Consider the following 23,927-nt stretch of genomic DNA (forward strand, 5'->3'; position numbering starts at 1 on the left):
CGATGACCCTTTTGAATATTTCACTGCCATAAGGCCAGTGAGTTAATGAGTGAGAGCCACCTTGTTAATAAAATAGAGCCACGACGTTAATCCATGAGAGCCACCGCTGTTTCATCCGGTACAATGGAGGAATGCGTCTCTAAAGCAGAGCGCAAATAAACAGCGGGAGGGGTCACCCAATGACCAAGTATCGAGAAATTCTGCGGCTAAGCGGCATGGGCTTAAGCCAACGTAGCATTGCGTCCAGTTGTCAATGCTCGCGAAACACCGTATCCGAGGTATTGAAGCGTGCGAAGGAGAAAGATCTGTCATGGCCACTGCCAGAAGACGTGGCGGATGCCGATCTGCAGTATCTGTTATTCCCCGAAAAAGCGCAAGTTTCTTCACGCAAGATTCCGGATTGCGAGTACATCCATCGCGAATTAGCCAAGAGCGGCGTCACCCTTAGCCTACTCTGGAGTGAATACTGCGAGATGTGCCGTCTAAGTCAAGAAATTCCCCTGAAGTACACCCAATTCTGTAACTACTACCGCAAGTATGCCGCGACCACGAAAGCCACAATGCATATCCAGCGTAAACCCGGCGAGCAAATGGAAGTCGATTGGGCAGGCCAAACCGCTTCGTTAGTGGACGCAGAGACAGGAGAATTGGTGCCTGTGTACATCTTTGTTGCAGCCTTATCCTGCAGCCAATATGCCTACGTGGAAGGCTTTCTGTCTCAGAATCAGGAAAGCTGGATTGCGGCTCATAACAACGCCTTTACTCATTTTGGCGGTGTTCCAAAATTCTCGTACCCGACAACCTCAAGACCGGTGTTGAACAATCCTCATGGTATTCCCCTGTCATCAACAAAACCTATCATGAAATGGCCGAGCACTATGGCACGGCAGTGATTCCAGCACGCGTCCGAAAGCCCAAGGACAAGCCTAGTGCGGAGGGGACGGTCGGAATCATTTCCACCTGGATTATCGCTGCTTTACGGAATCAGACATTCTTCACGCTGACTGAACTTAACGCGGCCATCGCTGAAAAACTCGCAGCGTTTAATAAGCGCCCTTTTCAGAAGAAACCGGGCAGCAGGCTCAGTACGTTTCTTGATGAGGAGAAACATACCCTGCAACCGCTGCCAGCTTCCTTGTACGAATGCGCCACCTGGAAAGTCGCCACCGTACAGTTTAATTATCACATAGCCGTCGACAAGATGCATTACAGCATCCCCTATGAATATATCAAGCAAAAAGTAGATGTTCGCATCACCAAAGGTGTCATCGAAGTATTCTACAACCATCATCGCATTTGTTCTCATCCCAGGCTCTACGGACGTCCTGGACAATATCATACGGTGGCGGATCATATGCCGGACAAACATAAGCAATACGTTCAATGGAATGCCGAGCGCTTTGTGTCATGGGCACAGCAAGTCGGTCCTTACACCACTGCAGCGATTCAAGCCATTCTGACCGGCCATCGTGTCGAACAACAAGGATACAAGGCTTGTATGGGCGTTCTGAAACTAGCAGACCGCTACTCGCTCGTTCGTGTGGAGGCCGCCTGCGCCAGGGCGCTCAGCTACACCCCACACCCTAGCTACAAACACATTAGCACCATTCTTAAATCCGGTCAGGATCTCATAGTTGACGAGCAGGCGGCGACAACGGAAACCGAATCCGCCAACCGTTCCAGTCAACATGGCTTTACGCGCGGCGCAACTTACTACGGGAGGAAATAACTATGCTTAACGAAACGACCATGAACAAACTCATCAGTATGCGACTCAGCGTGATGGCGGAGTCTCTTCGGGAGCAAATGCAGACGCCTTCTTACTCCACACTGTCCTTTGAAGAACGGCTCGGATTACTCGTGGATGCAGAATGGGCCAGACGCAAGAACAATCAACTGGATCGACTCATCAAAAAGGCGACATTTCGCTATCCAAATGCATGCGTTGAAAACATTGAATATCATGCGGATCGGAAATTGGATCAAGCGCAAATCTTGCGTTTATCCACCGGCAATTTTATTCACGAGAAACATAATGTCATTCTCATGGGGGCATCCGGTGCTGGAAAAACCTATATTGGCTGCGCACTCGGCATTTCCGCATGCCGGAATTTTCTCGCCACCAAGTACATCCGTTTGCCAGAGCTTTTGACCGATCTTGCAATTGCCCGGGGAGACGGAACATATAAGAAAGTGATCGCTCACTACAAGAAAGTTCGCCTGTTGATCATTGATGAGTGGTTACTCGTTCCGCTCACAATGACCGAATCCCGCGACCTGCTAGAAATCATCGAGGCGCGCCATCAAAATGCCTCCACAATCTTCATTTCCCAGTTTTCACCGGAGGGGTGGCACGAGAAAATCAACGAACATACCATGGCGGATGCGATCCTTGACCGCATAGTACACAACTCGTACCATATCCTCATCGATGGAGAAGATTCCATGCGAAAGAAAAAAGGGCTTCAGGTATAATTACACTACTAAAGAGCTGCCTCATATCGGGGTGGCTCTCCAAATTAACATTATGGCTCTATATCCTTAACAGAGTGGCTCTCATTCATTAACCTAGCGGCTCCGGCGCATCGAAATATTCACGGAAATCAATTATCAAAAAGCCCGTCACATCAAGGCTTCTGCGGATTGCAACAGATTACATCCCAGGTAAGAATGTTTCCTCAAACGGGGCATATCGAGACGGTTTGTTCCTTGATATATAAGGGTTTGAGTGAGTGGTTAGGGGAGTTGGGGACGAATTGGGGACGTGCGTAATGCACGTCCCCTTTTCAGTGTTATTTGAAGTTTGCCGGATACATTTGCATCCGATGAAGGTCGATGATCATGTTGCCGCTTGTCAGAATATCCAATCCGATTAGGCCGTTAATGTAATTAATATCCTCATGAAATACACCGAAATCTATTCTGATATCCTTTATCACCAAATCGCCAAGTTCGTACAAGCCTATCGCCGTTTTCGAATTTGATGCCGATTTCTGTTACGATATCAGAGGATAAGAAGGAGTGCGCAGCACCAGTATCAATCACTAAGTTATCGATTGTTAAGGATCGCCCTCTGTAACAAATCGTCATTGATGTTTGCAGCAGATCATCGATCAATTGGATCTGAACCTTAGCGGCTCCTGTAGAAAGGATTTTTTCTGAGTTCTATAGCTATTTTTTCTTGGCCGGTGTGATAGACGATGTTGTTGTTTTTACACTTCAAGAGTTCTCTAGTTGCTTCGTCAGGATCTTGGATTGCTCTGATCAAAGCGACTTCGTCAACGTATTGAACAGTATCTTCTATATGAGAATTCAAAATTTCGAGTAGGACATACTGATCAGGGTAAATGCTTCGAACTTCTTGCCATTGCATAATCCAACACCTCACTAATGGTACTTCACATTTAATTATATCATAATTTGATTCTCCAGTTAGCTCAGGAACCTCTATGAATACGAACTAACGTTTGGTATAATAAAATCAAACATCCGTTCGGGAGTGAGTGTTCATGGCTAAGCAAGAGTCTATCAGCCTGATTCAATTTCAGAAGAAGTTTAAAACTGAATCAGACTGTCATCAGCATTTGTTTAAGATGAAATGACCCGATGGATTCTGCTGCCCAAATAAGGCACGTAAACAGGAAATGGATGCTGAAACGTATGGATGTACAATGGGAGAAACGTGTGTCGGATATTTTGGGAGAGGAAGAATAAGACATTAAAATAAGCGAACACCGCATGACAAATGATGGGAGCTGTAAGCGCTGCTTAAGGCCCGACCGGATTCAGGGATGCAGAGGGAAACCTCCTTGTCACCAGCGCGTTCCCTCCAGCAAAATTGGTAAGCGATTTACGAAAATATTCTGTTTCGCTGGTAATGTGCGGCCATAAGCCCGACAGGCGTATTGTGGATCATCGTTTATAAAATTTTATTCCAACTCTATCAATATGTTCTTTTAATTCCTTGTGATTCAAAGAATTATAGTCTATTACATCCACCGTATAAGGGATGGGCAATTCCTCATTAATATAGGATTGTAATGTCAGAGCTAGACTCGCTGAACATTCTTCTCCCTTAATTGCTAAATCAATATCGCTTCCTTTTTTATAATTGCCTTTTGCTCTGCTGCCGAAGAGGATCACTTCTTCCACTTGAGTATAATGTATAAAAGTATCCAGCAATAACTGAAACGATTTATCTGATATACCAAATTGATTCATTGTTCCGCTCCCAGATTCAGCAAGACTTGTCTCAAAGCGGCATAGTATTGATCAGCAATCAGACTGTAAGCGAGTTCTGCCAAGGCTTCATCGTAAGTGTGTGCCATGAAATTTCTTTTTTGCAGCATATCCAGCCATAATTCACCATCTTCTATTATTTCATATTTAAATGCTTCCTTGATGGTGTCTCTAGGGAATTTTACCGAAATACCTTTTTCTTCCAAATAATCTTTGGTCGTCTTCCATGCCAACTCGAAGGTAAACTGGTAAATCTGAATGACTCCGGCTTTTTCTAACTTGGAAAGTTCCGTTTTAGCCAGGGCCTCTTCTAAATTTTTGAACGCTTTTTCAAAGTTATGAAAGCGTTGTTTCCATCTTATATCGGTGCTCATCATTCATACCTCACTTTTTTTCGTATGTTTTTGGAAAAAATTAATCAAGGACAACAATTCGACCTCAAAGGTCTTGCTTCTCTATAGTATCCTTTTACAAGTAACTTGTAAGATCAATAGGTTCACGTGTTTTTCCGTGCGAATCTATACATAAATTATACCACAAAACCAATACGTACTAACCGGGTAGGCCCCGTTGATCGGGAGCAATAGGAAACTAAGCCCATCCTACCTATCTAAACCGGATTTCGTTATGTTATAGTTTCAATTCTTAAAGTGGGAAGAGGATCTTCATTATATGTGTCTCTTGGAGAAAGAACGGTTTTAGATGGAGGGAATAAAAGCCGGGGTTCGGCTTCTGCTGTCACTGTTTTCCAACGGGTCGTCATAGCACAAGATGATTTACCTCTATTTTGGTATAATGAACATGAGGTGATGGTCTTGGAATTGTTAAGTGATCAAACTGAAGAAGAGCTATTAAATGCACTGAAAGAGAAACAATCCGGATTATTCGTGATTAATGGCAATCTTGTTTCCGTTGAAGGGGAGAACTTTGAAACCAACGAAGAAGACGTTCAGAATATAGATTTACCGAAGAAATCGAAGAATGTATCTGGATCATCCTGATACGAAACGATATACAGCCAGCGAACTCAAGGAGTAACGCAAGAGAGTTAAAAAATAGAATTAAATGCAGCGGCACACCTCGTTGTCATTATTGAACATTTCACACATGTGGAGTGATGTCTTAATCCTGAATGCTCCGAAAGAATACGAGGAAGTTCTCACTGCCTTCGATGCAGAAGTCCATAAAGAGATCAAGAATGAATTCTACCTTTTTGTGCAAGTATTTGGGACAAGCAATGAACAAATCCAGACGCTGGCCCGCAAAGGAGTAGAGGTCCTTGGGGAAGATGGGCTTCTGTGGCTGTCCTACCCCAAGAAGTCTTCCAAAGTCTATAAAGGATCGGATTGCAGCAGGGAAACGGTAGCGGTTCTTCTTGGGGATGAAGGGTATGAGCCTGTATCTCAGGTGGCAATTGATGAAGATTGGTCCGCTTTGCGCTTCCGGAAGGCAGAGAATATCAAGACCATGACCCGGAAGTCGGCTGTGACTGAAAAAGGGAAGCAGAGGATTGGACAATGAAGGGCTTGGATTCGATTTACAGTGAATTGATAAGAATCGACGAAATCTTTGCTTATCTTTCAACTCAATATACTTTAAAGAAGTACAAACCATGGGCTCGCAGAGGTTTAAGGGATAGTCAAAAGCTCTTGCCGTTTCTGGGAAGCGAGATTTTTGAGGAGCCTTGGCTGTCAGTCCGATACAACTGGGAGTGGTTTGACCGTAAGGATTCAAATGGAATCTCGTTTGGGGAACATCTTCTTTTGTCAGACCCAAAGCTGCCCCATCGCTCCGTTCTTGAAAAGATGCTGTCCACCCGGATTGGGGTGTATCAGGTAACCGGCATTCCCAACAAGCAGGAAATGATTCTCAGAGATTTCTTGACTGGCCTTTACTATACTGTTCCGGTAATCAATCCTTCTGAGCTTTGTCTGCCTTGGAGTCTGTTGATTACCAGATTGTATTCCATAGGCAATCGCTGGCTCCTGGTTGAGTATCCGTTTCAGTTGTCACCTGCTTATTCCATCCACTTTCGCGATGTTCGAAAAGAATGGACAGAGAAATCCAGCGGATTGCAGCTTTATTACGAAGCCGCCATGGTGCACAACTCACCGGAAGTGGAAGAACATCTTCAAAAATTGAATTTATTTTTCGACTATTACCACGAGTCGCCGGAAAAGTACAGGGAATTATTGGATAAAGTTGAGGACAGATCTTTTAAACTGGATATTTATCAGACTCTTCATCATGCTATGTGGAAGGAATCTATTGAAACCAAGCGTTGGCCCAACTCCTTTGAACAGGAGTTTCGCTCTTTGGGACTGGCCCCTTTTTTTCGATGGGACTTGGAAATTGCCTCCAACCTGGAGAACCAAGACAGCTATTCAGAGGATGGGTTGGAATTCCTTTGGGATGACGGAGAATTGAGCGATCGTGAAATGATAGACAGGATCAGTCTTTTCCTGGATGAGTTATCCCATATGGGAATTCTGTCGGACAAAGTAAAAGAATTGCTTCTCAAGTGGGAGGAAGGAGAAGAACTTAACGAGTTTGAGTGGCGACTTTTGCAGAACGAAATGAAAAGAGCGGAAAAAATTGCGGGTGAACAGGCTGACCTGGAGGAAAGACAGCTGGTTTCCAGATTGAAGGCCGCGGAGGAGATACAAACCCAAACGGATTTTAACTGGTTCGGGGATACAGTGGACTTGTTTATGCAGGAAGAGATGAAAGAAAAATCGGAGTCAACAAAACGCAAATACATGGATATGTTTGTACGATTTCGAGCCTATCTTGAAAGCTATGCCCCTGCCGATTCCAGTTGGGAGACTCTGAATCGTGAACAGATTGAAGAATTTGTCTGTTGGTGGTATATCCGAAAAGATATGAGCAGTTCCAAAACAGGAGCTGAAAATCTGGTGGGGGCACTGACGAAATTCCTGAAGTGGCTGCACAAACAAGGCTGCAGAGAGTTATGGATCCAGTGCGAACCGCTTTTGAAGGAATGGAAAGTGACCTTGCCGCAATGCTTCAGGATTATGGATTATTTTCACAGGCCCAATATTCAACATCTGGTAAGGATTAATGGGGCATCGGACGGACTTGAAGGATATTTTCAAATCATGGAGCGAAAAGGGGACAAGCGATGGAGGATTACCGATCTGTTTGGTGACCGGTCGTATACAATACATGTATCGAATGAATTGGATCAGTATCTGAGTCCTGGATTCACTTTTTCCGGATTGATTGTAAAAAAAGGGAATCGGTATCTGATGGGGGACCTGTATTTCGTTCATCCTCCCAGTGACAAGTGATTTGAATTAAATCACAAGCCCGAACTTGGGTAAAGCAAAGCATCGTGGCAAATAATTTAGAGAATTTCTTGAAGGGGCGAATAATTGGCACAGGAACAAGAGAGGCACCATGCTGCCTCTCTTGTAATTTTCCGTGCCCATTTTTGCGATCATACACTTCCCGACAGACGCTCGAATCCATTCTCTCTGCCATTCCTACTTTGACGTTTGTATCGATAGTCTCTTTTACAATGCGGTGCTGATTCAGGATTGCCGAATTATGGGAATTGATTCGAGCGAACCTGTCGTATGTCTGCAAATTCACAACCTCACGTGCATAGCCTCGATGTATCAGCTTATTCTTTTTCCGCCAGTTTACTCACCTCTTCGATGACCCTTTGTCCGTCAAATGGTTTTACAAGAAACCCCTTTGCTCCAGACTGAATCGCTTCTATCACCATTGCTTGTTGCCCCATCGCCGAGCACATCAAAATTTTGGCTGCAGGATCCAGTGCAATAATTGCTTGTACCGCTTCGATCCCAGTCATGTCCGGCATGGTGATATCCATGGTCACAACATCGGGGCGAACCAGCCTATACTTTTCCACTGCGTCTCTCCCGTTTACTGCCTCGATGACTGCAAAACCTGCGTCACTGAGAATTTTTCTAAGCATCATGCGCATAAAAGCGGCATCGTCAACAATAAGCACTTTCTTGGCCATAGAGCACCCCTTCAATTCTCTTCTAAAATGAGAGCGATAAAAATTTGAGTATAGTTTTCAGTGCACTCGTTCCAAGTCCGACAACAGTCGGTCCAAGTTCGCCACAACCTGCTGCGACGCTTGTTCCAGTTCAACCAAACGTTTTTCTGCTTCTGCACGGTTGCCTGCGAGGATCAGCCGTTAAATTTCCGTCGCCAGCCGGTGAACCTGCTGGTGCGGTTCCTCGATGGTGCAACATTGTGGCCTCCCCCTTGATTACATGTTTAAGACAAAAAACGACCAATATCCATCAAGATATTGGCCGGTTGCGCTACTCGCTCCTAACTGTCCCAAGCGCCCAGATTCCAGACAGTTTTTCATCGCTTCCAGTTATTAAGTTATTCGTTGTAAAGGTTTCACTTAATTATTATGAGAGGAAAACATGTATTGTCAACTTCTTTTGAAAAAGTTAATTCATAATCTTCTTCCATTCATTATTTATATCAACTCCCCTAAACCCGCGGTAACTGCATCCGTACTTCTTTCCCCCTAATCCACTTGCTGTAAAGGTAGAAGATTTTGCTTCGAATGGATGACTCCCGCAAAAGTGACTTGGCGATTTGCCTGATCGAGGAATGCCGCTTCACTTTCCCATCTGACAAATACAGTCCCAATAACCCGTCCACAGCAATCGAATGAATCGGGGACAGGTCAAACATCAAACCCGCTTCTTGTCTGGACCGTTCCGCAATCCAATGCAGCCGCTTGCTTGCTTCCTCCTGACTTGAATAATAAGCGACGAAGTTCAAATCCCCGCCAATTTGGTCCTCTTCGTAATCTACCAGATAATCCAACAAAATATGAGTAGCCGCAATCCATGGAAAATAGGCCTGCTGTAAGCGAGAAATTGAATCTTTCGCTGCGGAGGCTTGTGCAGCAACTGAAAACAACGCAAATATCCCCAATGTCGACCCGGTCGCAGCGGCAAACTCATACCACCGCAATTCAGGGAAACGGGATTGATGAGCTTCCCACCATTGTATCAGCCTTTGCTCACGATCCTTTGGATGTACATGCTTATGCACTTGCAAGTCCCGATACAAACTTACCCACTCGAAAATCTGGCCTTCCACCAAATGATAATTGGGCAATTTCGAGATCTGTTTGCGGCAGGTGCGGACCAATTTTTCCAGATAGCCATCGTCTTCACAGGGTTCTCCCGAAAGTCTGCGCACCTGATAGTAATCATGCAAAGGAGTCATGAGCGAAACAGCATCCAGCATGGATTGATGCAAACAATGAAAATCCTCGGGGTCAAGAGACGTGCTGCGGTCACAAAGATTGTCCAAATAATCGCTTATGGTCTGGAACGCTGCGATCAATTGGATAAGGGATTCAGCGGCAGTTGTTGTGACCGCATAAATAGAACCTCCCTCACAATGAAAAGTCTTATTCCGAATACTTTCCAGCGCCTGGTGGCGCAACTCTGGATCAGGAATCCGGAGAGCCTGCTGCTTCCAGAAATCCAACTCTTTATGCACAACGGGCAATATCCGATTTTGAATTTGAAACAGAAACTTCCATGTGGAAAGCTTCACTCCAGCCCCTCCTGCACTCGTCCTTTTTCTGCAATAGTACCTCTAATGGCCTATGAATTCCAGGAAGAATATGTAACAATCCAGCAAAAATGATACACTGAGGGCATGTGTGAATTGACAAAACGTAAAGGAACGGTGAGTATGTCGACAGAAGGGACGAAAATTTAAAGAAAGGGAATTTTGTCCAGGTGTTGAACTACTTATAAAGGTGGTGTTATTGGATAAAAAGAATAATCCGAAACTGAAGGTGGTCTTTATGCATACTACAATTTCTTCAGGCATTGCAGGGTTAGACTACATTTTGGACGGCGGATTTCCCGAAAGTTCCTCGATTATTCTCGAAGGGGCACCTGGAACGGGAAAGACCACTCTGGGACTGCAATTCCTTTATCGGGGAGCTGTTTTCGACAATGAGCCCGGAATTTATATTACATTCGAAGAGTTGCCGGAACAACTGTATAAGGAAATGGCGGCATTCGGCTGGGATCTACGGCAATTGGAAAAAGACAACCGAATCCGGGTGATTTGCATCTCCCCCGAGGTGTTGTTGGAGCAGATGATGACGCCGGGCGGTTTGTTTGAGCAAATCGTGAATGAAATTCAATGCCGTCGTGTAGTGATAGACAGTATCAGTTTGTTTCAATACGGGAAGAACAATCAGGATTTGCACCGGAAAACGATATACAGTCTGCGCAACATTTTACGCAAATTTTCATTAACTTCCCTGTTGATCCGTGAACAAGACTCGATCGGTTCCGGTGAAGTGCCGTTTGAAAATTATGTGGCGGACGGGGTAATCCGCTTGTCACTGCAGGTTCATCTGGAGAAATACCGGAAGCGTACTTTGGAAGTATTAAAGATGCGGGGAAAAAAGATCCTGGAAGGTGAACACATCTACAAATTTACACAGGAAGGTATCCACTTGATCCCTGCCTTATCGATGGTTGAGGACAAGACATTAGCGAACGATCCCAATGTAATTGCAACCGGTTTTTCCGCATTGGACAAGGCGCTTTCAGGTGGGATTCGAGGGGGATCCGTATTTATCCTGGATACCAACAGCAAAGCGAATTATAAATATTTGCTAGCTTCGATTTACGCTAACAGGATCCTCGCAGGAGAAAGAACTGTTGCTCTGCTTGCAAGCTCAACAACAATTTCCGATCTTCAGCATTTGATCCAACTGTATGGAGTGTCATTGGAAGAAGAGGCCAAGCAACGGAAAGTGTTCTTTATTGAACATTACAGCCGTCCCGTTCCACCCGCATTTGAACCGGTAGTCGTAAATGTCAACGGGTTGGATAATGAAGAATATGTCCGGAAGCGGAGGGAAACTTTGGCTCCGATCATGGGAGACAGCATTGAGCGGGGGGAGAAATGGTTTGCGTATTACGATCTGAATACGATATTTTCAGAACGCGGAAAAGAATATGTAATGAATTTTTTTGCTGAAGAAGCGGCCCGAGCAAGAGCGTATGGGATCACCGTTTTAGTATTGTGCAATTTTGCCGAAATCGGGGAAGCAACGGCTTCTTTCCTGGAACGGACATGCAGCGGGGTCATTCGTACATGGGTCGACGGTAACTATCAATACCTTCAGGTAACCAAATCGCCGAACGGCAGGATGTCCGAACCTTTTGTAGTGGAAAGCATACCTGAAAAACCGTTTATCCGGTTAGTATAAGGAAGGGGAAAAATGATGGACAATAATCAAATGTTTCCCCTGCGGATAGAGTGCACATTGTTCTTTCAAGAAAACCCGTATACTTTTGAGACGGCAGGGGGTCTTGCGTTGCGTTTGGGAAGAAAGCGGGAGCATATCGAACCGGTTTTGCAGCATCTTGTATCCCTTTCGATATTGGAAAAGATCGGTGAGGGGGAACAGGCCATTTATCGCTACATCCAGCCGGAAATTACAAGCGAGTTAGATACATCATGGCAAAAAGTTTAGATCTCTTGCAAGAATTGCAGGATGCCTATGCCTCTCTATGCAATATGACGATTACGATGTTCGATTCGGAAGGAAACTGGGTAACACATTTTTCCGGGATCAATTCGCTGACAAAGTTAATTTTGGAATATCAAAAACCCTCGCTGCAGGAGCGGGTTCGTAAAGTGATCGACATCTTTTCACAGATCACGAAACCCATAATGTATGAACACTCATTTCCGGGAATCAAGTTTATTTTGGCTCCCGTCAGAATCGGAGAAAAAACGGAGTATTTCATTTGGGCCGGAGTTATTGTGGAAGAACAAACCCGTGAATTGCTTCGAGAGTACTTTGATACCCACATGGAAGATCCTTCGCAGTGGATAAAAGCTCTTGCGACCGTGTCCGATACGACCGAAGAGGTGAAACAAGAGCTTCTGGACTCAATCGGAAACCTCGCCAAGATTGTGTCTGATTTCACGGCTCGTGACCGTATGGAAGCAGAACAGAAGCAAAAGTTTGACATCCTGCAAGAAGTGTCGGATCTTGTTGGGTCACCTGATTTGACTGTGCCCACGATTCTGGAGAGATTTCTGAAGGCAGCCCGGGGAATCGATTTTCTCGGAGCGGCGGAAAAAACAGACGAAGAATCTTTTTCTGTTACCCATATTCTCAGTACAACCGGCGGCCACCTGGCAGGAACCGCCTTTTCAACGGGCGAGGGCTTTCTGGGACAGGTGTCCGCCACGGGAACATTCGGATTCTGGGAAAATATTTCGCGGGATCCCAGAACTCTTTTTTTTACTCAAAAAAATCTTCATCCTCACAGCTTGTTCTGTTATCCGGTTCTCGAGCGGGAGGAAGTTATAGCGCTGTTGTTTGGAGGAAGTTTTTCCGACAACCGCTTAAAACAGGATGATATCGATCTCGGACGCATCATTGCACGGTTGCTGGCGATTCACAAGACTCAAGTATCATTGCAGCAGCGCATGAACGCTCAAATGCTGCGCCTGTCGGTATTGTTGGAAATCTGTCAGGTACTGAATGTGGTTCAAGACCTGAAAAGAATTCTTCTGATCCTTGTCGATATGAGCCTGAATCTGGTACAGGGACCGTTTTCATGCGTTTTGTTAAGAGAACGGGATGCAGATGGAACAACCAGGATTGTGTCGAGGGGATTGACAGCTGAACAGATTGACCAGTATCGCAAAGATTTGACGGAAAGATATTTTGCGACACAAAGCACGGACAATCCTCAATCCTGGGAAGCGGCTGTGCACGAAACCGGCTGGGGCACTCCGGTTGCTGAATGCCCGATTGTTTATGAAGGACAGATCCAGGGAATCTTAAGTGTCGGACTTGGCAGTAAAAAAGAAATGGCCGAATATCAAACCCTTCTGTCCGGTCTGTCCGTTATGGGAGGAGTTGCGATCCAGCATTTGCAGGACAGGAAGAACATGGACCAGATGGATCAACTTGTCGGCATCCTGCACCGGTCGATGGAACAGTGGGACTATGAAGCCTATAAATTGACGGCCGATGCAAAAGAGTTAGCCGTTTCGTTTGCAAAGTACTTTGGACTTTCCGTCGCGGAAATACGTAATCTGGCGCATGCTTGTTTACTATCCCGTTATGATTTTGATTTTCTGAAGGAAACCCTGCCGAGTCCTGAACTCCTCGCGATTTTGAAAGAGTATGAGGAATTGGTAAAAGAACCGGAAAAAGTGACAGCAGGCAGCACTTTCTACGGAAGCGTCTCCCAGATCGTCGCTCTCGTATTGACCTATTTGCTGCATAAGGAGTCAACGGAGATTCTGAGCGAATTGGTCTCCGTCAGTACTGTAATTCGCGAAAACTTTATTGTTTTTTTGGACACCCGAGAAGTGGCCAATCGTCAAATTTCCATTGACAAGCAGATATCGGAATGGCCGCTTACCTCACGTGAACAACAAGTAATGCATCTGGTTATTAAAGGGTTAAGCAATCGGGAAATCGCCGCAAAACTCTTCATCAGCGAACATACGGTCAAGAATCATATGTCCAATATTTTTCAGAAACTGGGAGTGTCTGATCGCACCCAATTAATTGCCAAGGCATACCGGAGCGGATATGCCCAGACACCGGATTCAAATATGTAACCTCTCTTCTGATCGAGCAGGAGGGAGGTTTCTTTTTTGTGCTGGGTTATAGTACTGGATTCCTATCCGGGTTCCTAACCAACGGAGACGAAAAATAGGAAGAGTCAGGGATAAAATTTTCATCCCCCATTCATCAGAATAGGTGAAGTGAGACATCATGAGAAGGCAAGAATGTGTTGAACGGGGGAAAACTGGAAATGCAATTTGATTTTTTTGATATTCCTGGGTCAATTATGCATTTTGCGATAAACGATCCATCGGCTTTCATCCTGGGGCGGCTAAAAGAACACCATTCCTATACTTACTTTCATTCACTTCGGGTAGCGCACTATAGTCTGGAACTTGCCAAAATGATGGGATTGTATAGACTTGAACAACAGGTACTGGTGAGGTCTGCATTGCTTCACGATGTGGGAAAACTGTTTGTAGCAAGAGAAATTCTTGATAAGAAAGAGCGGCTAAATGAAGAAGAATTGCGCATTCTACGACTGCACCCGCAATTCGGTTTTGAAATTGTACAAGAAATGGTCAACCCTGGCTTGGTCGATTTGGATGTCCTTCTTTATCATCATGAAAATCTTGACGGGACGGGTTATCCTTTTGGGTTGACCGGGAAATTTTTATCCCTTCCTGTCCGAATTGTGCGTCTGGCCGACAGCTTTGACGCCATGACAACCGTTCGCGCCTACAATCAGCCGAAAAGCTTGGAGCAAGCCATGAATGAGCTTGTTCGATGGAGCGGTGAGCATTTTGATCTGGAAGTGGTGAAAATTTTTGAACAATATATATATTACAGGAGTATGTGAGTTACAATGATCAATCCATTATTAAGTCAGGAGATCGATTCTCTTAGTATCCAGTACAATAAATTTCTACAAGCAGGGATATTTAGAAACAGCCGGTCCTTCTTAACGCAGGAATAACCGGCTGTTTTCTGTTTGAAGTAGTTACATTGAAAATTCCATTGAACATCGTGTAATTTAATCTCTAGAAACCATAATAAACAAACCGGAAATTGGGCAGATTGTACATTATTCGGGGAAGAATGAAAAGTTAGAAAGGCTATGTGGTGATTATCAAGTGAGGGTGCTTAGGGGTTATACATGTCGTACAAGACGGGTTGTTCGACATATTATTTCAAAAAACGACCAGAACCGACAAATAATTTTTCAACTTTTATTATACCTCAAAACATTACGATTGAATACGATTTTTATAATCTTGTCGTATTTAATTTCTAAAAGATATCCTTTAAGCAGTCTTCCACAAAATCGGGGGCCGCTTTTTTCATTTGTTCCACCGTATGCAGATAACGTTGGGTAGTTGTGATTTCTGAATGTCCAAGATTCTCTTGAACCTGTTGCAATGAAGCTCCATGAAGCAAGGCTAGTGTAGCGTTAGTATGCCGCAGCCAATGAGGAGTCACTTTTTTCTCCAGGTGGCTTTGTTCACGAGCTTTCTGAATAATTCGCTCGACTTGCCTTACGGAAATAGGGAAAAGTCGTTGATATGGATCTCGGTCTTTTCCTTGTTCTTGAGAGTTGACCGATAGTATACAGATTAAGTTCCACAATGTTTGAGGTACTTTGACTTCACGCTGTTTTCGTCCCTTGCCCTCCATCACCGTTAACCATACAGAAGTTTCCGCCGGATCGGTATGAAAATGTCCCCATTGAATAGACACCAACTCGGATACTCTTAATCCCAATAAAACAAGAGTTAGACCAATTAGGTAATCGCGTTGTCCTTGTTTTTTTAATTGATTCAATAGATGTGCAAGTTCTCGTTTGGTCAGATAGTGATTTTTGCTATTTATTGGCACTTTGGGAGTGTCTACAGAGGCGGTAGGATTGTGAGTAAAAATTCCAATATTTGGGTGGTTTCCCCATTTGTAAAGTGACCGTAATGGATCGATCAGACTGGCTACTGTTGCAGGAGCCAAAGACTTACGACTATTGCTGCAAAAACCTTGTTCCAAGGAAATTTTATACACCTGAATTTCACGCCATGTTACTTCCCGTAAAGGTTTGTAAGAAATGAACCGGCGAAATTGATCAATAGCTCGACTGTAATTTCGGCGAGTGTACTGGGAGCGATTAAATGTCGTCAAAAATATCTGGATGATTTGCTCATCCGAATATTCTCTTGGATACTCATTATAATTGGAGACCGGAAGCGACATGAGCCCTTGCTGTATCATCAATTCTTTTTCCTCCTTCTGAATGTCGAACAACCCGTCTTGTACGAACTCCATTTTACTCATCTTTCTTGACTAGTTAAATATGGAAACGAAGTAAAACGATCACCGAGCAAGTGATCGCAAAACAAGAGAGGAAATTAACGTGGATGATCAGGAAAATCTCAAACAACTGAAAAAGCGGATAGAAGCGACGCGCAGTCAACTTCATGTTGCTTTTCAAAACAAAAGGGCATTTTCTGATCCGGATGTGTATCGTCTAAGCCTGCATCTCGATGATCTGATTGTGGAGTACCAAATCCGTATCCGATCAGCTTATAGTCAGATGAAAACATTGAGGTGAGGCAATGAATAAAAACTCATTGAAAAATATTGAATTGTACCCTCTCTATCAACGGATTGTACGATTAACGGACCCTGCAACTGATTTTGCATATGAAGCTACAATTAGAGGAAGAAGAGCTAACGGAAAGGATCTTCCACCTTCCGTATTATTTCAACAACCTGAACAAAAACAGATGTTGTTAGATTACATAGCCCGGCATATCGCTGTTCGAGAGGCGGTTTCCTTCGTTAAAAACTCTCTCTTGTTTCTAAACGGTCACGCTCTGTCTTTACAAGCAGGATTTATTTTTGAAGATGTAACAAAGCTTGAAGTTCCGATTAATCAATTGGTATTAGAAATCACAGAACAAACACGCATTCATAGTGTCGAGTCATTGAAGCGGGAATTGGATACGTTACGAGCACAAGGGATGAAACTTGCACTTGATGATTTTGGTACAGGCTTTTCAAATTTTTGGTTAGTTGAAGCACTACAACCCGATTATATCAAGCTTGATCGATCTGTCATTGCTCGTGTAGATCAGTCCGATCAGGCTCGCAGGGTCATTGAAGGTATGGTAGCGTTTGCTGACAAAGTCAAAACCACCCTCATTGCAGAGGGCATTGAAAGAGAAGCACAGAGAGATATTTTAATAGAACTGGGCGTTCCGTATGGGCAGGGATTCTTTCTTGGACTTCCTTTCGCGCTTTCAAAAACAATGGCTCATATGCCAAAGAAACTTCGGGGGAAACCGTGATGCTGCCGCAAAACAGCGAAAGTTATACAGATGACGTGTGATACAAGACAAGTGAGAAAGTCCTCAGAAGCAGGGAATGCGTTCCGTGCTTCTTCCTTTTTTGTGGGGTAATTCAAGAGGGTGTGATGTCACATGGCGGGAAGTTGAAGTGTATAGGATTGCTTTGGAACAAGGATTTTGCAGCAAAAGTCGCAAATCTCTGGCTCCTGCCACAATCGCCAGTATGATTGCTCCGCTACGATCTCTATATAAATGGGGGAGTGATCCAAATGTTGGAATTTTTGCTCACAATCCGACAACCTCTTTACAAACCCCAAAAGTACCGGTAAATAGTAAAAATCACTATCTAACCAAACGAGAGGTTATTCAATTATTGAATCAATTAAGAAAACAAGGCTCCCGAGATTATCTCATTGGTATAACTCTCGTATTGCTGGGATTACGGGTGTCAGAATTGGTTTCAATTGAATGGAGACATTTTCATACCGACCCTTCAGAAACTTCTATTTGGTTAACGGTGATGGAAGGGAAGGGAGGAAAACAGCGAGAAGTCAAAGTGCCGCAAACTTTGTGGTATATGCTAAAACAACTTCCTCTTGACTCTCGGAAGCTAAAAAAACGCCAAGATCCAAACCAACGACTTTTCCCGTTTACAATAAGGCAAGTAGAACGCATTATTCAGCAAGCCCGTGAACAAAGCCACCTGGAGAAAAAAGTGACTCCTCATTGGCTGCGGCATACGAACGCTACACTAGCCTTGCTTCATGGAGCTTCATTGTAACAGGTTCAGGAGAATCTTGGACATTCACAAATTACTACAACCCAACGCTATCTGCATACGGTGGAACAAATGAAAAAAGCGGCCTCCGATTTTGTGGAAGATTGTCTTAAAGAAATATTTTAATCACTGAGTTTTAATAAATTTTTAAATGTCTTGTAAAGTTTTTCCTTTTAATCTATAATAAGAGTTGTTGGATCTGTCGAATTTGATAAAAAAATGTCGAACAACTCACATTGTACGAAATTTATTTTACTAACAGTTTTGATGACTAAAAAGAGGGGATATATATCAGACGACAACAGGTAGTAGTTTTTTGTCGTTGAACTATAGATCGGCCATGCGAAAGTGATCTATTGTTTTTGCTGAACGGAATATAATTTGGGCAAACCTGCCGAAAGGCAGGGACGCAAAGCTATGGGCCTAAAGTACCTTATCCGCTACGGTTGCCAAGCTGCACTTGAAAACCTTCTCTTGAGGCGGTCTTTGATTGCGCTTGACAGAGGGTTTTTATTTTTTTAAAAAAACAAGCCAGGAGGAGTTGTATGGGAATAACATTGGATGATTTTAAGACTGTCGTTTTCGGGTGGGAGACGAAGAATTTGGGTTACATATCAAGTAACACATGAATAAGTGAATGGGGCGGTATCGATGAAATTTACAATCGGCAAAAAATTGATTGGAGGATTCTTGACAGTTGCCGCTATTCTCGGAATTACAAGCGGTATCACCTACTACTCCATCAAAAAAGTGGACACTTCCTATTCGGAGCTTCTTGAGCGGCGTGCATCTGTCCTGGTTCAAGCAAAAGACATCCAGGTGAATGCTGTTCAACAGAATGCCAGTCTGCGTGGCTATCTTTTGACACAAGATCAAAATACATTAAAAAATTTACAAAACGCCAATGCCAAGCTAAATGACTTAGTGAACAAAACAATCAGTATGGTCAACAGTACCGAACAAAAGGAAGAGCTAGAAAAGCTAGGCGCTTTGAATCAAGAGTACAAGAAAAAGTCCGATCAGATCCTCGAATTGATGCAAACCAACCAAGCCGAAGCTAATAAACTGGCAAACACGGAAGTCGCCCAGTTGGGAAGAGACATGGGAACTCAGGCTGATGCGATTGCCGATCGCCAGCAGAAACTAATGGATGAAGGCAGACAGGCTAACACCGATCTGGTGCATTCCGTTACAATAACTGTTCTTGTCATCAGTGTAGTCGGGTTGGTTCTGGCAATCCTGATCGGATTCTTCATCTCCCGAATGATCTCCAAACCGATGGTTGCCATGGCAGGAATTGCCGAACTAATCGCATCCGGTGATTTGACCGCGGATGAGATCAAAGTCAAAAACCGGGATGAAATTGGTGATCTGGCCAATTCCTTTAATCAAATGGCAAGAAATCTCCGAAATTTGATCCGTCAAGTCGGGTCCAGTGCGGAACAGGTTGCTGCAGCATCAGAAGAGTTGACTGCCAGCGCCGAACAAACCAGCAAGGCAACCGAGCAAATTGCCTCCACTATTCAAGAAGTAGCGGTGGGTTCCGAGAAGCAAGTCCGCAGTGTAGACGAGAGTGCGAAAGCGATAAACGAGATGTCGGTTGGCGTGCAGCAGATTGCGGCAAATGCCCAAAATGTCTCTTCCACTGCCATTCAGGCTTCCGAAATCGCATCGGAAGGCAATCAAGCGATTCAGACAGTTGTCCGGCAAATGAATTCCATTAGCAGTACAGTCAATGGATTGGCAGATGCGGTGAAAGGGCTGGGTGAACGTTCCCAGGAAATCGGACAGATTGTGGAAGTGATTACTAGCATTGCCGCACAAACCAATCTGTTAGCCTTGAATGCAGCGATCGAAGCCGCAAGGGCTGGCGAACACGGACGTGGATTTGCTGTCGTAGCGGATGAAGTTCGTAAATTGGCTGAGCAATCGGCTCAATCTGCACAACAAATTGCGGATTTGATTACCAGTATCCAGGGTGAAACGAATAATGCTGTTCAAACCATGGAAACAGCGACTAAAGAAGTGGCTGACGGAATTAAAGTTGTAACCACAGCGGGTGAATCATTTAAAGAAATCCAGCGTTTCGTAAATGAAGTGGCAAGTCAGATTGAAGAAGTCTCAGCCTCTTCTCAACAAATGTCTGCAGGTACAGAGCAGGTTGTCAACTCCATTAATGTGATTACAGAAGCAGCGGAAACAGCGGCAGCTGGAACACAGAATGTATCGGCCGCCGCAGAAGAGCAGCTGGCATCGATGGAGGAAATCACTGCTTCCGCTTCTGCCCTGTCTAAAATGGCAGAAGAATTACAGACCCTTGTTGGAAAGTTTAAAGTATAAGATGTCCATCATTTTCTGATAAGCTGCGGGAACGAACATGCCCCTGAGAGCAATATTCGATTTCCAGGGGCATGTTTCCTTAGAAAATTAAAGCTCAAAACAAAGATAGCTCAATGTTCCAGCTTCATAACTTCGATGAATAACTTTCGCTTTTGTTTGCGAATCGCCACTTCCCATGGCAATCAAGAGTGGAACAAAGTGCTCCGGTCTTGGTACTGCCATTCGAGCATGGGGCGCCAATTTTTCATATTGGAAGATCGAATCCAAGTCCCTGTTTTGGATCTTGTCAATCAACCAATCATCAAATTCTACAGCCCATGGTTCCGGAGTGGTTTGTCCCCATTTGATGATTCGTAAATTATGAACCGTCACCCCGCTGCCGATGACTAAAATATCTTCCTTACCAAGACCTTGAAGGGATTGACCCATTTTAAATTGTTCGTTTGCGGAAAGATAAGGATTGACCGAAATCTGAATCACTGGAATATCTGCTTCCGGATACATGCGAGATAAAAGAGTCCAAGAACCATGATCCAAACCTCTGACTGAATCCTTTTTCACGTTAATTCCCTGGTTTTCAAATCTTTCTTCCAGAATCGAAGCGATTTGCGTTGATCCCTTTGCCGGATATTTGACGGTATACAGTTCGTCCGGAAAGCCATAGAAATCATAAATCGTTTCATATACATCGTCCCTCGAAGAAATTGTAAGGACTTCAGTTTCCCAATGAGCAGTAAAAATGACGATGGCTTTTGGTTTTATTCGTTGGCCAAGATTTGCAAGAAAATGAGTGTATTCATTGGTTTCAATGGCTAGCATAGGGGACCCATGCGCCAAAAATAAAGATGGAACCATATTTTTTCACCGCCACAGCAGAATTACTTACTTTTCGTAAGTTATTATATATAATTCTAAGCAAATAATCAAATGGGTCTTTTGGATGCGCTTTTTTCGGAAGCGCTTGGCTGGCAACGGAAAGCATTTTAACGAAAGTAGGAATTGCCAAGAGATACAATCTGAATGGAATTGCCCTCTGGCGGTTGGGGCTTCTTCCCGACGAAATGTGGAATTCCTTGCGGAGCACTGTTAAAACAACAGATTTCGGTAAGTGAAATGTAAGTCTTTTGTAAGAGGTTACTTAATATGATAAGGGTAGTCAGAATGTTTAGTTTGTGAAAATAAATCTTAGCTTGAATCTGAGGGAGGAATGTTCATGACACGAATAGACGAAATCGCCCCTGATATTTTTCGGATTTCTGTCTTCGTACCCCAAGCCGACATGCAGTTTAATCAGTTTCTGGTTCGAGACGAAGAGCCACTTTTGTACCATACTGGACGAAAAGGGCTCTTTCCGGAAATTCGGGAAGCTGTCGCCCGTCTTATCGACCCGACCCAACTGCGGTGGATCGGTTTCATCATAACGGTGACGTGGAACCTCTAACCGAAAACAGCATGGCTGAACGTTGCCGTGAGCTCCTGAAAAGCTACCAGCAAAGCCCGTTCGCCGACTATATCCCTTACAGCCCCGCCGCAGATCGAGTTCTACATGACCTTGCCGCTCTCCGTCCAAAAACTCTTGCCGTTATGCATGGTTCGTCTTTCTCGGGCGACGGTAAGAAGGCTATTGAAGAATTGGCTCACGTCTGGAAAGAAGTGCTGGGCTAAGAGAAACAAGTGGAAAACTTCGTTTTCAAGGACATGGAGATTTGTACTCCGTGTCTTTTTTGCTGTCGTTTTCAAAATTTATGTATAATAAAAAAATCTAATCAACGCCTGAAGAGAAAAAATGAGGTGCAATGGTTTATGGGGCATTTTTTGGTGTTCTTGTCGGCGACAGGATTCGGCCTATTGACTATCTTTGCGTCGTTTGCATATGAAAGCGGTGTAAGTGTAGCCACTCTTCTGTTTCTGCGTTTTGCATTCGCTTCCGTTATTTTCTTTGCCTATTTGTTTCTGAGAATCAAGAAATGGAGCATGACCAGAAAACAATTGCTGTCTCTGGTGTTCTTGGGATGCGTGCTTTACACTTTACAGTCCTCATTCTATTTCTTATCGGTCAAGTACATATCCACTGCTTTAGCCGCTTTGTTGCTTTACTTGTATCCTGTATTTGTTGCCGTTCTCTCTTTTTTTGTCAACAAAGAGAGGTTATCAGTGCCATTGGTGCTGTCCATAGTAATTTCGCTGTTTGGGATGGTGCTTGTACTCGGTTCTCCCGGCGGAAACAGTAATATAATTGGCGTTTTGTTAGCTCTTGGCGCTGCCGTTGTGTATTCGTTTTATATTGTGATTGGAAATCGGGTAGCGTTAAAGGTTCCTCCCATCATAACCAGCGCTTTTATCGCTTTATTTGCATCCGTGTCTTTTTTCATCTGGGGAGTATTTACAGATACGCTGAATTTTGAATTTGAAGCAAGCGGATGGCTGCCCATTCTGAGTATTGCGATATTTTCAACAGTGGTTTCCATGTTCTGTTTTTTTGCCGGAATGAATCTGACGGGCCCTACGAAAGCATCGATCCTAAGCATGATCGAACCTGTAGTTACCAGCGTTTTTTCCATTCTGCTGCTTCAGGAAAAAATGACATATCCCCAGATCTTTGGCGGGTTGATCGTTTTAACGGGAGCTATTCTGGTTGTTGTGGCCAGGGAAAAAGCCAAAAACGCAGAAACTGGGGAAAATTCACCCGTGAGAGCTGAATCCTGACGAAAGAGGTGTCGGGGATGGATGAAGAGCAACAAATCAAACAAAAAGTGAATGAGCAGTTCTCAAAGAACGCCGAGAAGTATGTCACAAGTGATTCCCACGCAAAGGGCGGTGACCTGTCTTTGCTGGTAGAGTGGCTGCAACCGGAACCGCATTGGATCGCTTTGGATATCGCGACTGGTGGCGGGCATGTTGCAAAAACTTTGTCCCCTCACGTTGCTCATGTTTTTTCAACAGATTTGACCAAACAAATGTTGGCAAATACTGCCAGGCACCTGAATCAATCCTGCAAAAACATCTGGTATGTACTGGCGGATGCCGAGTCACTGCCTTTTCTGGATCATACATTCGACATCGTAACGTGCCGCATAGCTCCGCATCATTTTCCAAATCCCCGAAAATTCGTTTCGGAAGTGGAGCGGGTTCTGAAACCACACGGCAAGTTTTTACTGATCGACAATGTTGTTCCCGACAAGCCTGAACTGGCAGAATTTATGAACACCCTGGAAAAATTGAGAGATGAAAGCCATGTTCGTTGTCTTTCCGTGAAAGAATGGAAAGACTTGTTCAACTTATCCAATTTGATCGAGATCAAATCGTTGATACGAAAAAAGACCTTCCAGTTTCCCGGCTGGGTGGAACGAACCGCCGGCAGTCGGGAGCAAATTGATCGGGTCAAGCAGTATATTTGCGATGCAAGTGAGGAGATCCATCAGTATTTTTCAGTAGTTATAGAGAACGAAGAGATCCAATCCCTGCAAGTGGATGAGTGGATGGTTCTATCCGAAAGACCGTAACACGCCGGCTTGCATCGTCTATACTGATAACAATAGGTGTCATTGTCTTGGGGATCTGGGGTTGAACCGGATGCCGACAGCCAGACAATCATGCCCCATTGGAATGATAAAAAAACGGTGGGACTGTCCAC

Annotated in this window: 23 protein-coding genes, 1 pseudogene and 2 riboswitches; of the genes and pseudogenes, 17 read left to right on the top strand and 7 right to left on the bottom strand. The window is 44.2% G+C overall.

Going from position 1 to position 23,927, the window contains the following annotated elements; translation table 11 throughout:
- Positions 1 to 179: 179 nt before the first annotated feature.
- The 3 genes from EFBL_RS21395 to istB are packed head-to-tail and all read left to right on the top strand — an operon-like array spanning position 180 to position 2,475.
- Entirely contained in the window at positions 180 to 893 is a 714-nt protein-coding gene (locus EFBL_RS21395) for an integrase catalytic subunit (protein ID WP_231705822.1), read from the top strand.
- Positions 866 to 1,729, top strand: a complete 864-nt coding sequence (locus EFBL_RS21400) for a Mu transposase domain-containing protein (protein ID WP_231705823.1) — start codon at positions 866 to 868, stop codon at positions 1,727 to 1,729. Before EFBL_RS21395 ends, EFBL_RS21400 begins: the two co-directional genes overlap by 28 nt.
- 2 nt (positions 1,730 to 1,731) lie before the next feature.
- The gene (gene istB, locus EFBL_RS15025; protein ID WP_096182899.1) at positions 1,732 to 2,475 is read left to right on the top strand and encodes an IS21-like element helper ATPase IstB; all 744 of its coding nucleotides are present in this window, start codon (positions 1,732 to 1,734) and stop codon (positions 2,473 to 2,475) included.
- A 655-nt stretch (positions 2,476 to 3,130) separates the two neighbouring features.
- Here the strand turns inward: istB and EFBL_RS15035 are convergent.
- The 3 genes from EFBL_RS15035 to EFBL_RS15045 all read right to left on the bottom strand — a co-directional run bounded on the left by EFBL_RS15035 (position 3,131) and on the right by EFBL_RS15045 (position 4,616).
- Positions 3,131 to 3,373: a hypothetical protein gene (locus EFBL_RS15035; protein ID WP_096182900.1), complete on the bottom strand. Its 243-nt coding sequence runs from the start codon at positions 3,371 to 3,373 to the stop codon at positions 3,131 to 3,133.
- 539 nt (positions 3,374 to 3,912) lie between these two features.
- The gene (locus EFBL_RS15040; RefSeq protein ID WP_096182901.1) at positions 3,913 to 4,221 is read right to left on the bottom strand and encodes a nucleotidyltransferase family protein; all 309 of its coding nucleotides are present in this window, start codon (positions 4,219 to 4,221) and stop codon (positions 3,913 to 3,915) included.
- Positions 4,218 to 4,616, bottom strand: coding sequence for a nucleotidyltransferase substrate binding protein (locus EFBL_RS15045; RefSeq protein ID WP_207907548.1), 399 nt, complete (start codon positions 4,614 to 4,616; stop codon positions 4,218 to 4,220). Before EFBL_RS15045 ends, EFBL_RS15040 begins: the two co-directional genes overlap by 4 nt.
- A gap of 297 nt (positions 4,617 to 4,913) precedes the next feature.
- Here EFBL_RS15045 and EFBL_RS20365 point away from each other — a divergent pair, with 297 nt between their 5' ends.
- The 3 genes from EFBL_RS20365 to EFBL_RS15060 all read left to right on the top strand — a co-directional run bounded on the left by EFBL_RS20365 (position 4,914) and on the right by EFBL_RS15060 (position 7,550).
- Positions 4,914 to 5,240 (top strand): hypothetical protein, encoded by a 327-nt coding sequence (locus EFBL_RS20365; RefSeq protein ID WP_131927627.1) that lies wholly within the window; start codon positions 4,914 to 4,916, stop codon positions 5,238 to 5,240.
- A gap of 64 nt (positions 5,241 to 5,304) precedes the next feature.
- A complete protein-coding gene (locus EFBL_RS15055; protein WP_096182904.1) occupies positions 5,305 to 5,760 on the top strand; it encodes a DUF3052 domain-containing protein in 456 nt (151 codons plus the stop codon).
- Positions 5,757 to 7,550, top strand: coding sequence for a site-specific integrase (locus EFBL_RS15060; protein ID WP_096182905.1), 1,794 nt, complete (start codon positions 5,757 to 5,759; stop codon positions 7,548 to 7,550). Before EFBL_RS15055 ends, EFBL_RS15060 begins: the two co-directional genes overlap by 4 nt.
- 335 nt (positions 7,551 to 7,885) lie before the next feature.
- Here the strand turns inward: EFBL_RS15060 and EFBL_RS15065 are convergent, their stop codons facing one another.
- Both EFBL_RS15065 and EFBL_RS15070 read right to left on the bottom strand, forming a co-directional pair.
- On the bottom strand, positions 7,886 to 8,251 hold the full coding sequence (locus EFBL_RS15065) for a response regulator (protein ID WP_096182906.1): 366 nt from the start codon (positions 8,249 to 8,251) through the stop codon (positions 7,886 to 7,888).
- A 290-nt stretch (positions 8,252 to 8,541) separates the two neighbouring features.
- Positions 8,542 to 8,627: riboswitch (cyclic di-GMP riboswitch) on the bottom strand.
- A 115-nt stretch (positions 8,628 to 8,742) separates the two neighbouring features.
- Positions 8,743 to 9,828: a tetraprenyl-beta-curcumene synthase family protein gene (locus EFBL_RS15070; RefSeq protein WP_096182907.1), complete on the bottom strand. Its 1,086-nt coding sequence runs from the start codon at positions 9,826 to 9,828 to the stop codon at positions 8,743 to 8,745.
- A 256-nt stretch (positions 9,829 to 10,084) separates the two neighbouring features.
- Between EFBL_RS15070 and EFBL_RS15075 the strand changes: the two genes are divergently transcribed.
- From EFBL_RS15075 to EFBL_RS15090, 4 genes are all read left to right on the top strand, one after another.
- Entirely contained in the window at positions 10,085 to 11,512 is a 1,428-nt protein-coding gene (locus EFBL_RS15075; RefSeq protein WP_096183049.1) for an RAD55 family ATPase, read from the top strand.
- 108 nt (positions 11,513 to 11,620) lie between these two features.
- Positions 11,621 to 11,779, top strand: a complete 159-nt coding sequence (locus tag EFBL_RS21405) for a hypothetical protein (protein ID WP_231705824.1) — start codon at positions 11,621 to 11,623, stop codon at positions 11,777 to 11,779.
- Positions 11,764 to 13,896: a LuxR C-terminal-related transcriptional regulator gene (locus tag EFBL_RS21700; protein WP_096182909.1), complete on the top strand. Its 2,133-nt coding sequence runs from the start codon at positions 11,764 to 11,766 to the stop codon at positions 13,894 to 13,896. The genes EFBL_RS21405 and EFBL_RS21700 overlap by 16 nt, the downstream gene beginning before the upstream one ends.
- A 173-nt stretch (positions 13,897 to 14,069) precedes the next feature.
- On the top strand, positions 14,070 to 14,702 hold the full coding sequence (locus tag EFBL_RS15090) for an HD-GYP domain-containing protein (protein ID WP_096182910.1): 633 nt from the start codon (positions 14,070 to 14,072) through the stop codon (positions 14,700 to 14,702).
- 431 nt (positions 14,703 to 15,133) lie between these two features.
- Here EFBL_RS15090 and EFBL_RS15095 read toward each other — a convergent pair whose 3' ends face one another.
- Positions 15,134 to 16,096 (bottom strand): tyrosine-type recombinase/integrase, encoded by a 963-nt coding sequence (locus tag EFBL_RS15095; RefSeq protein WP_165912430.1) that lies wholly within the window; start codon positions 16,094 to 16,096, stop codon positions 15,134 to 15,136.
- A gap of 142 nt (positions 16,097 to 16,238) precedes the next feature.
- Between EFBL_RS15095 and EFBL_RS15100 the strand changes: the two genes are divergently transcribed.
- From EFBL_RS15100 to EFBL_RS15115, 4 genes and pseudogenes are all read left to right on the top strand, one after another.
- Positions 16,239 to 16,436, top strand: coding sequence for an aspartyl-phosphate phosphatase Spo0E family protein (locus tag EFBL_RS15100; RefSeq protein ID WP_165912416.1), 198 nt, complete (start codon positions 16,239 to 16,241; stop codon positions 16,434 to 16,436).
- Positions 16,437 to 16,440: 4 nt separating this feature from the next.
- Positions 16,441 to 17,175 carry an EAL domain-containing protein gene (locus EFBL_RS15105; protein ID WP_096182913.1) on the top strand — a complete coding sequence of 245 codons (735 nt, stop codon included), beginning with the start codon at positions 16,441 to 16,443 and terminating at the stop codon, positions 17,173 to 17,175.
- A gap of 124 nt (positions 17,176 to 17,299) precedes the next feature.
- Positions 17,300 to 18,079 (top strand): annotated as a pseudogene (locus EFBL_RS15110) (tyrosine-type recombinase/integrase); the annotation flags it as partial.
- 248 nt (positions 18,080 to 18,327) lie between these two features.
- Positions 18,328 to 18,415, top strand: a riboswitch (cyclic di-GMP riboswitch).
- Positions 18,416 to 18,604: 189 nt separating this feature from the next.
- Entirely contained in the window at positions 18,605 to 20,293 is a 1,689-nt protein-coding gene (locus tag EFBL_RS15115; protein ID WP_096182914.1) for a methyl-accepting chemotaxis protein, read from the top strand.
- Between the two features lie 87 nt (positions 20,294 to 20,380).
- Here EFBL_RS15115 and EFBL_RS15120 read toward each other — a convergent pair whose 3' ends face one another.
- A complete protein-coding gene (locus tag EFBL_RS15120; RefSeq protein WP_096182915.1) occupies positions 20,381 to 21,148 on the bottom strand; it encodes a DODA-type extradiol aromatic ring-opening family dioxygenase in 768 nt (255 codons plus the stop codon).
- Between the two features lie 358 nt (positions 21,149 to 21,506).
- Here EFBL_RS15120 and EFBL_RS20960 point away from each other — a divergent pair, with 358 nt between their 5' ends.
- From EFBL_RS20960 to EFBL_RS15135, 3 genes are all read left to right on the top strand, one after another.
- Entirely contained in the window at positions 21,507 to 21,734 is a 228-nt protein-coding gene (locus EFBL_RS20960) for an MBL fold metallo-hydrolase (protein WP_207907549.1), read from the top strand.
- A 362-nt stretch (positions 21,735 to 22,096) separates the two neighbouring features.
- Positions 22,097 to 22,999 (top strand): DMT family transporter, encoded by a 903-nt coding sequence (locus EFBL_RS15130; RefSeq protein WP_172899721.1) that lies wholly within the window; start codon positions 22,097 to 22,099, stop codon positions 22,997 to 22,999.
- 17 nt (positions 23,000 to 23,016) lie between these two features.
- Positions 23,017 to 23,796, top strand: a complete 780-nt coding sequence (locus EFBL_RS15135) for a class I SAM-dependent methyltransferase (protein ID WP_096182916.1) — start codon at positions 23,017 to 23,019, stop codon at positions 23,794 to 23,796.
- Positions 23,797 to 23,927 lie beyond the last annotated feature (131 nt).

Origin of the sequence: Effusibacillus lacus (genome assembly GCF_002335525.1) — a bacterium.
Lineage (GTDB): Bacteria > Bacillota > Bacilli > Tumebacillales > Effusibacillaceae > Effusibacillus > Effusibacillus lacus.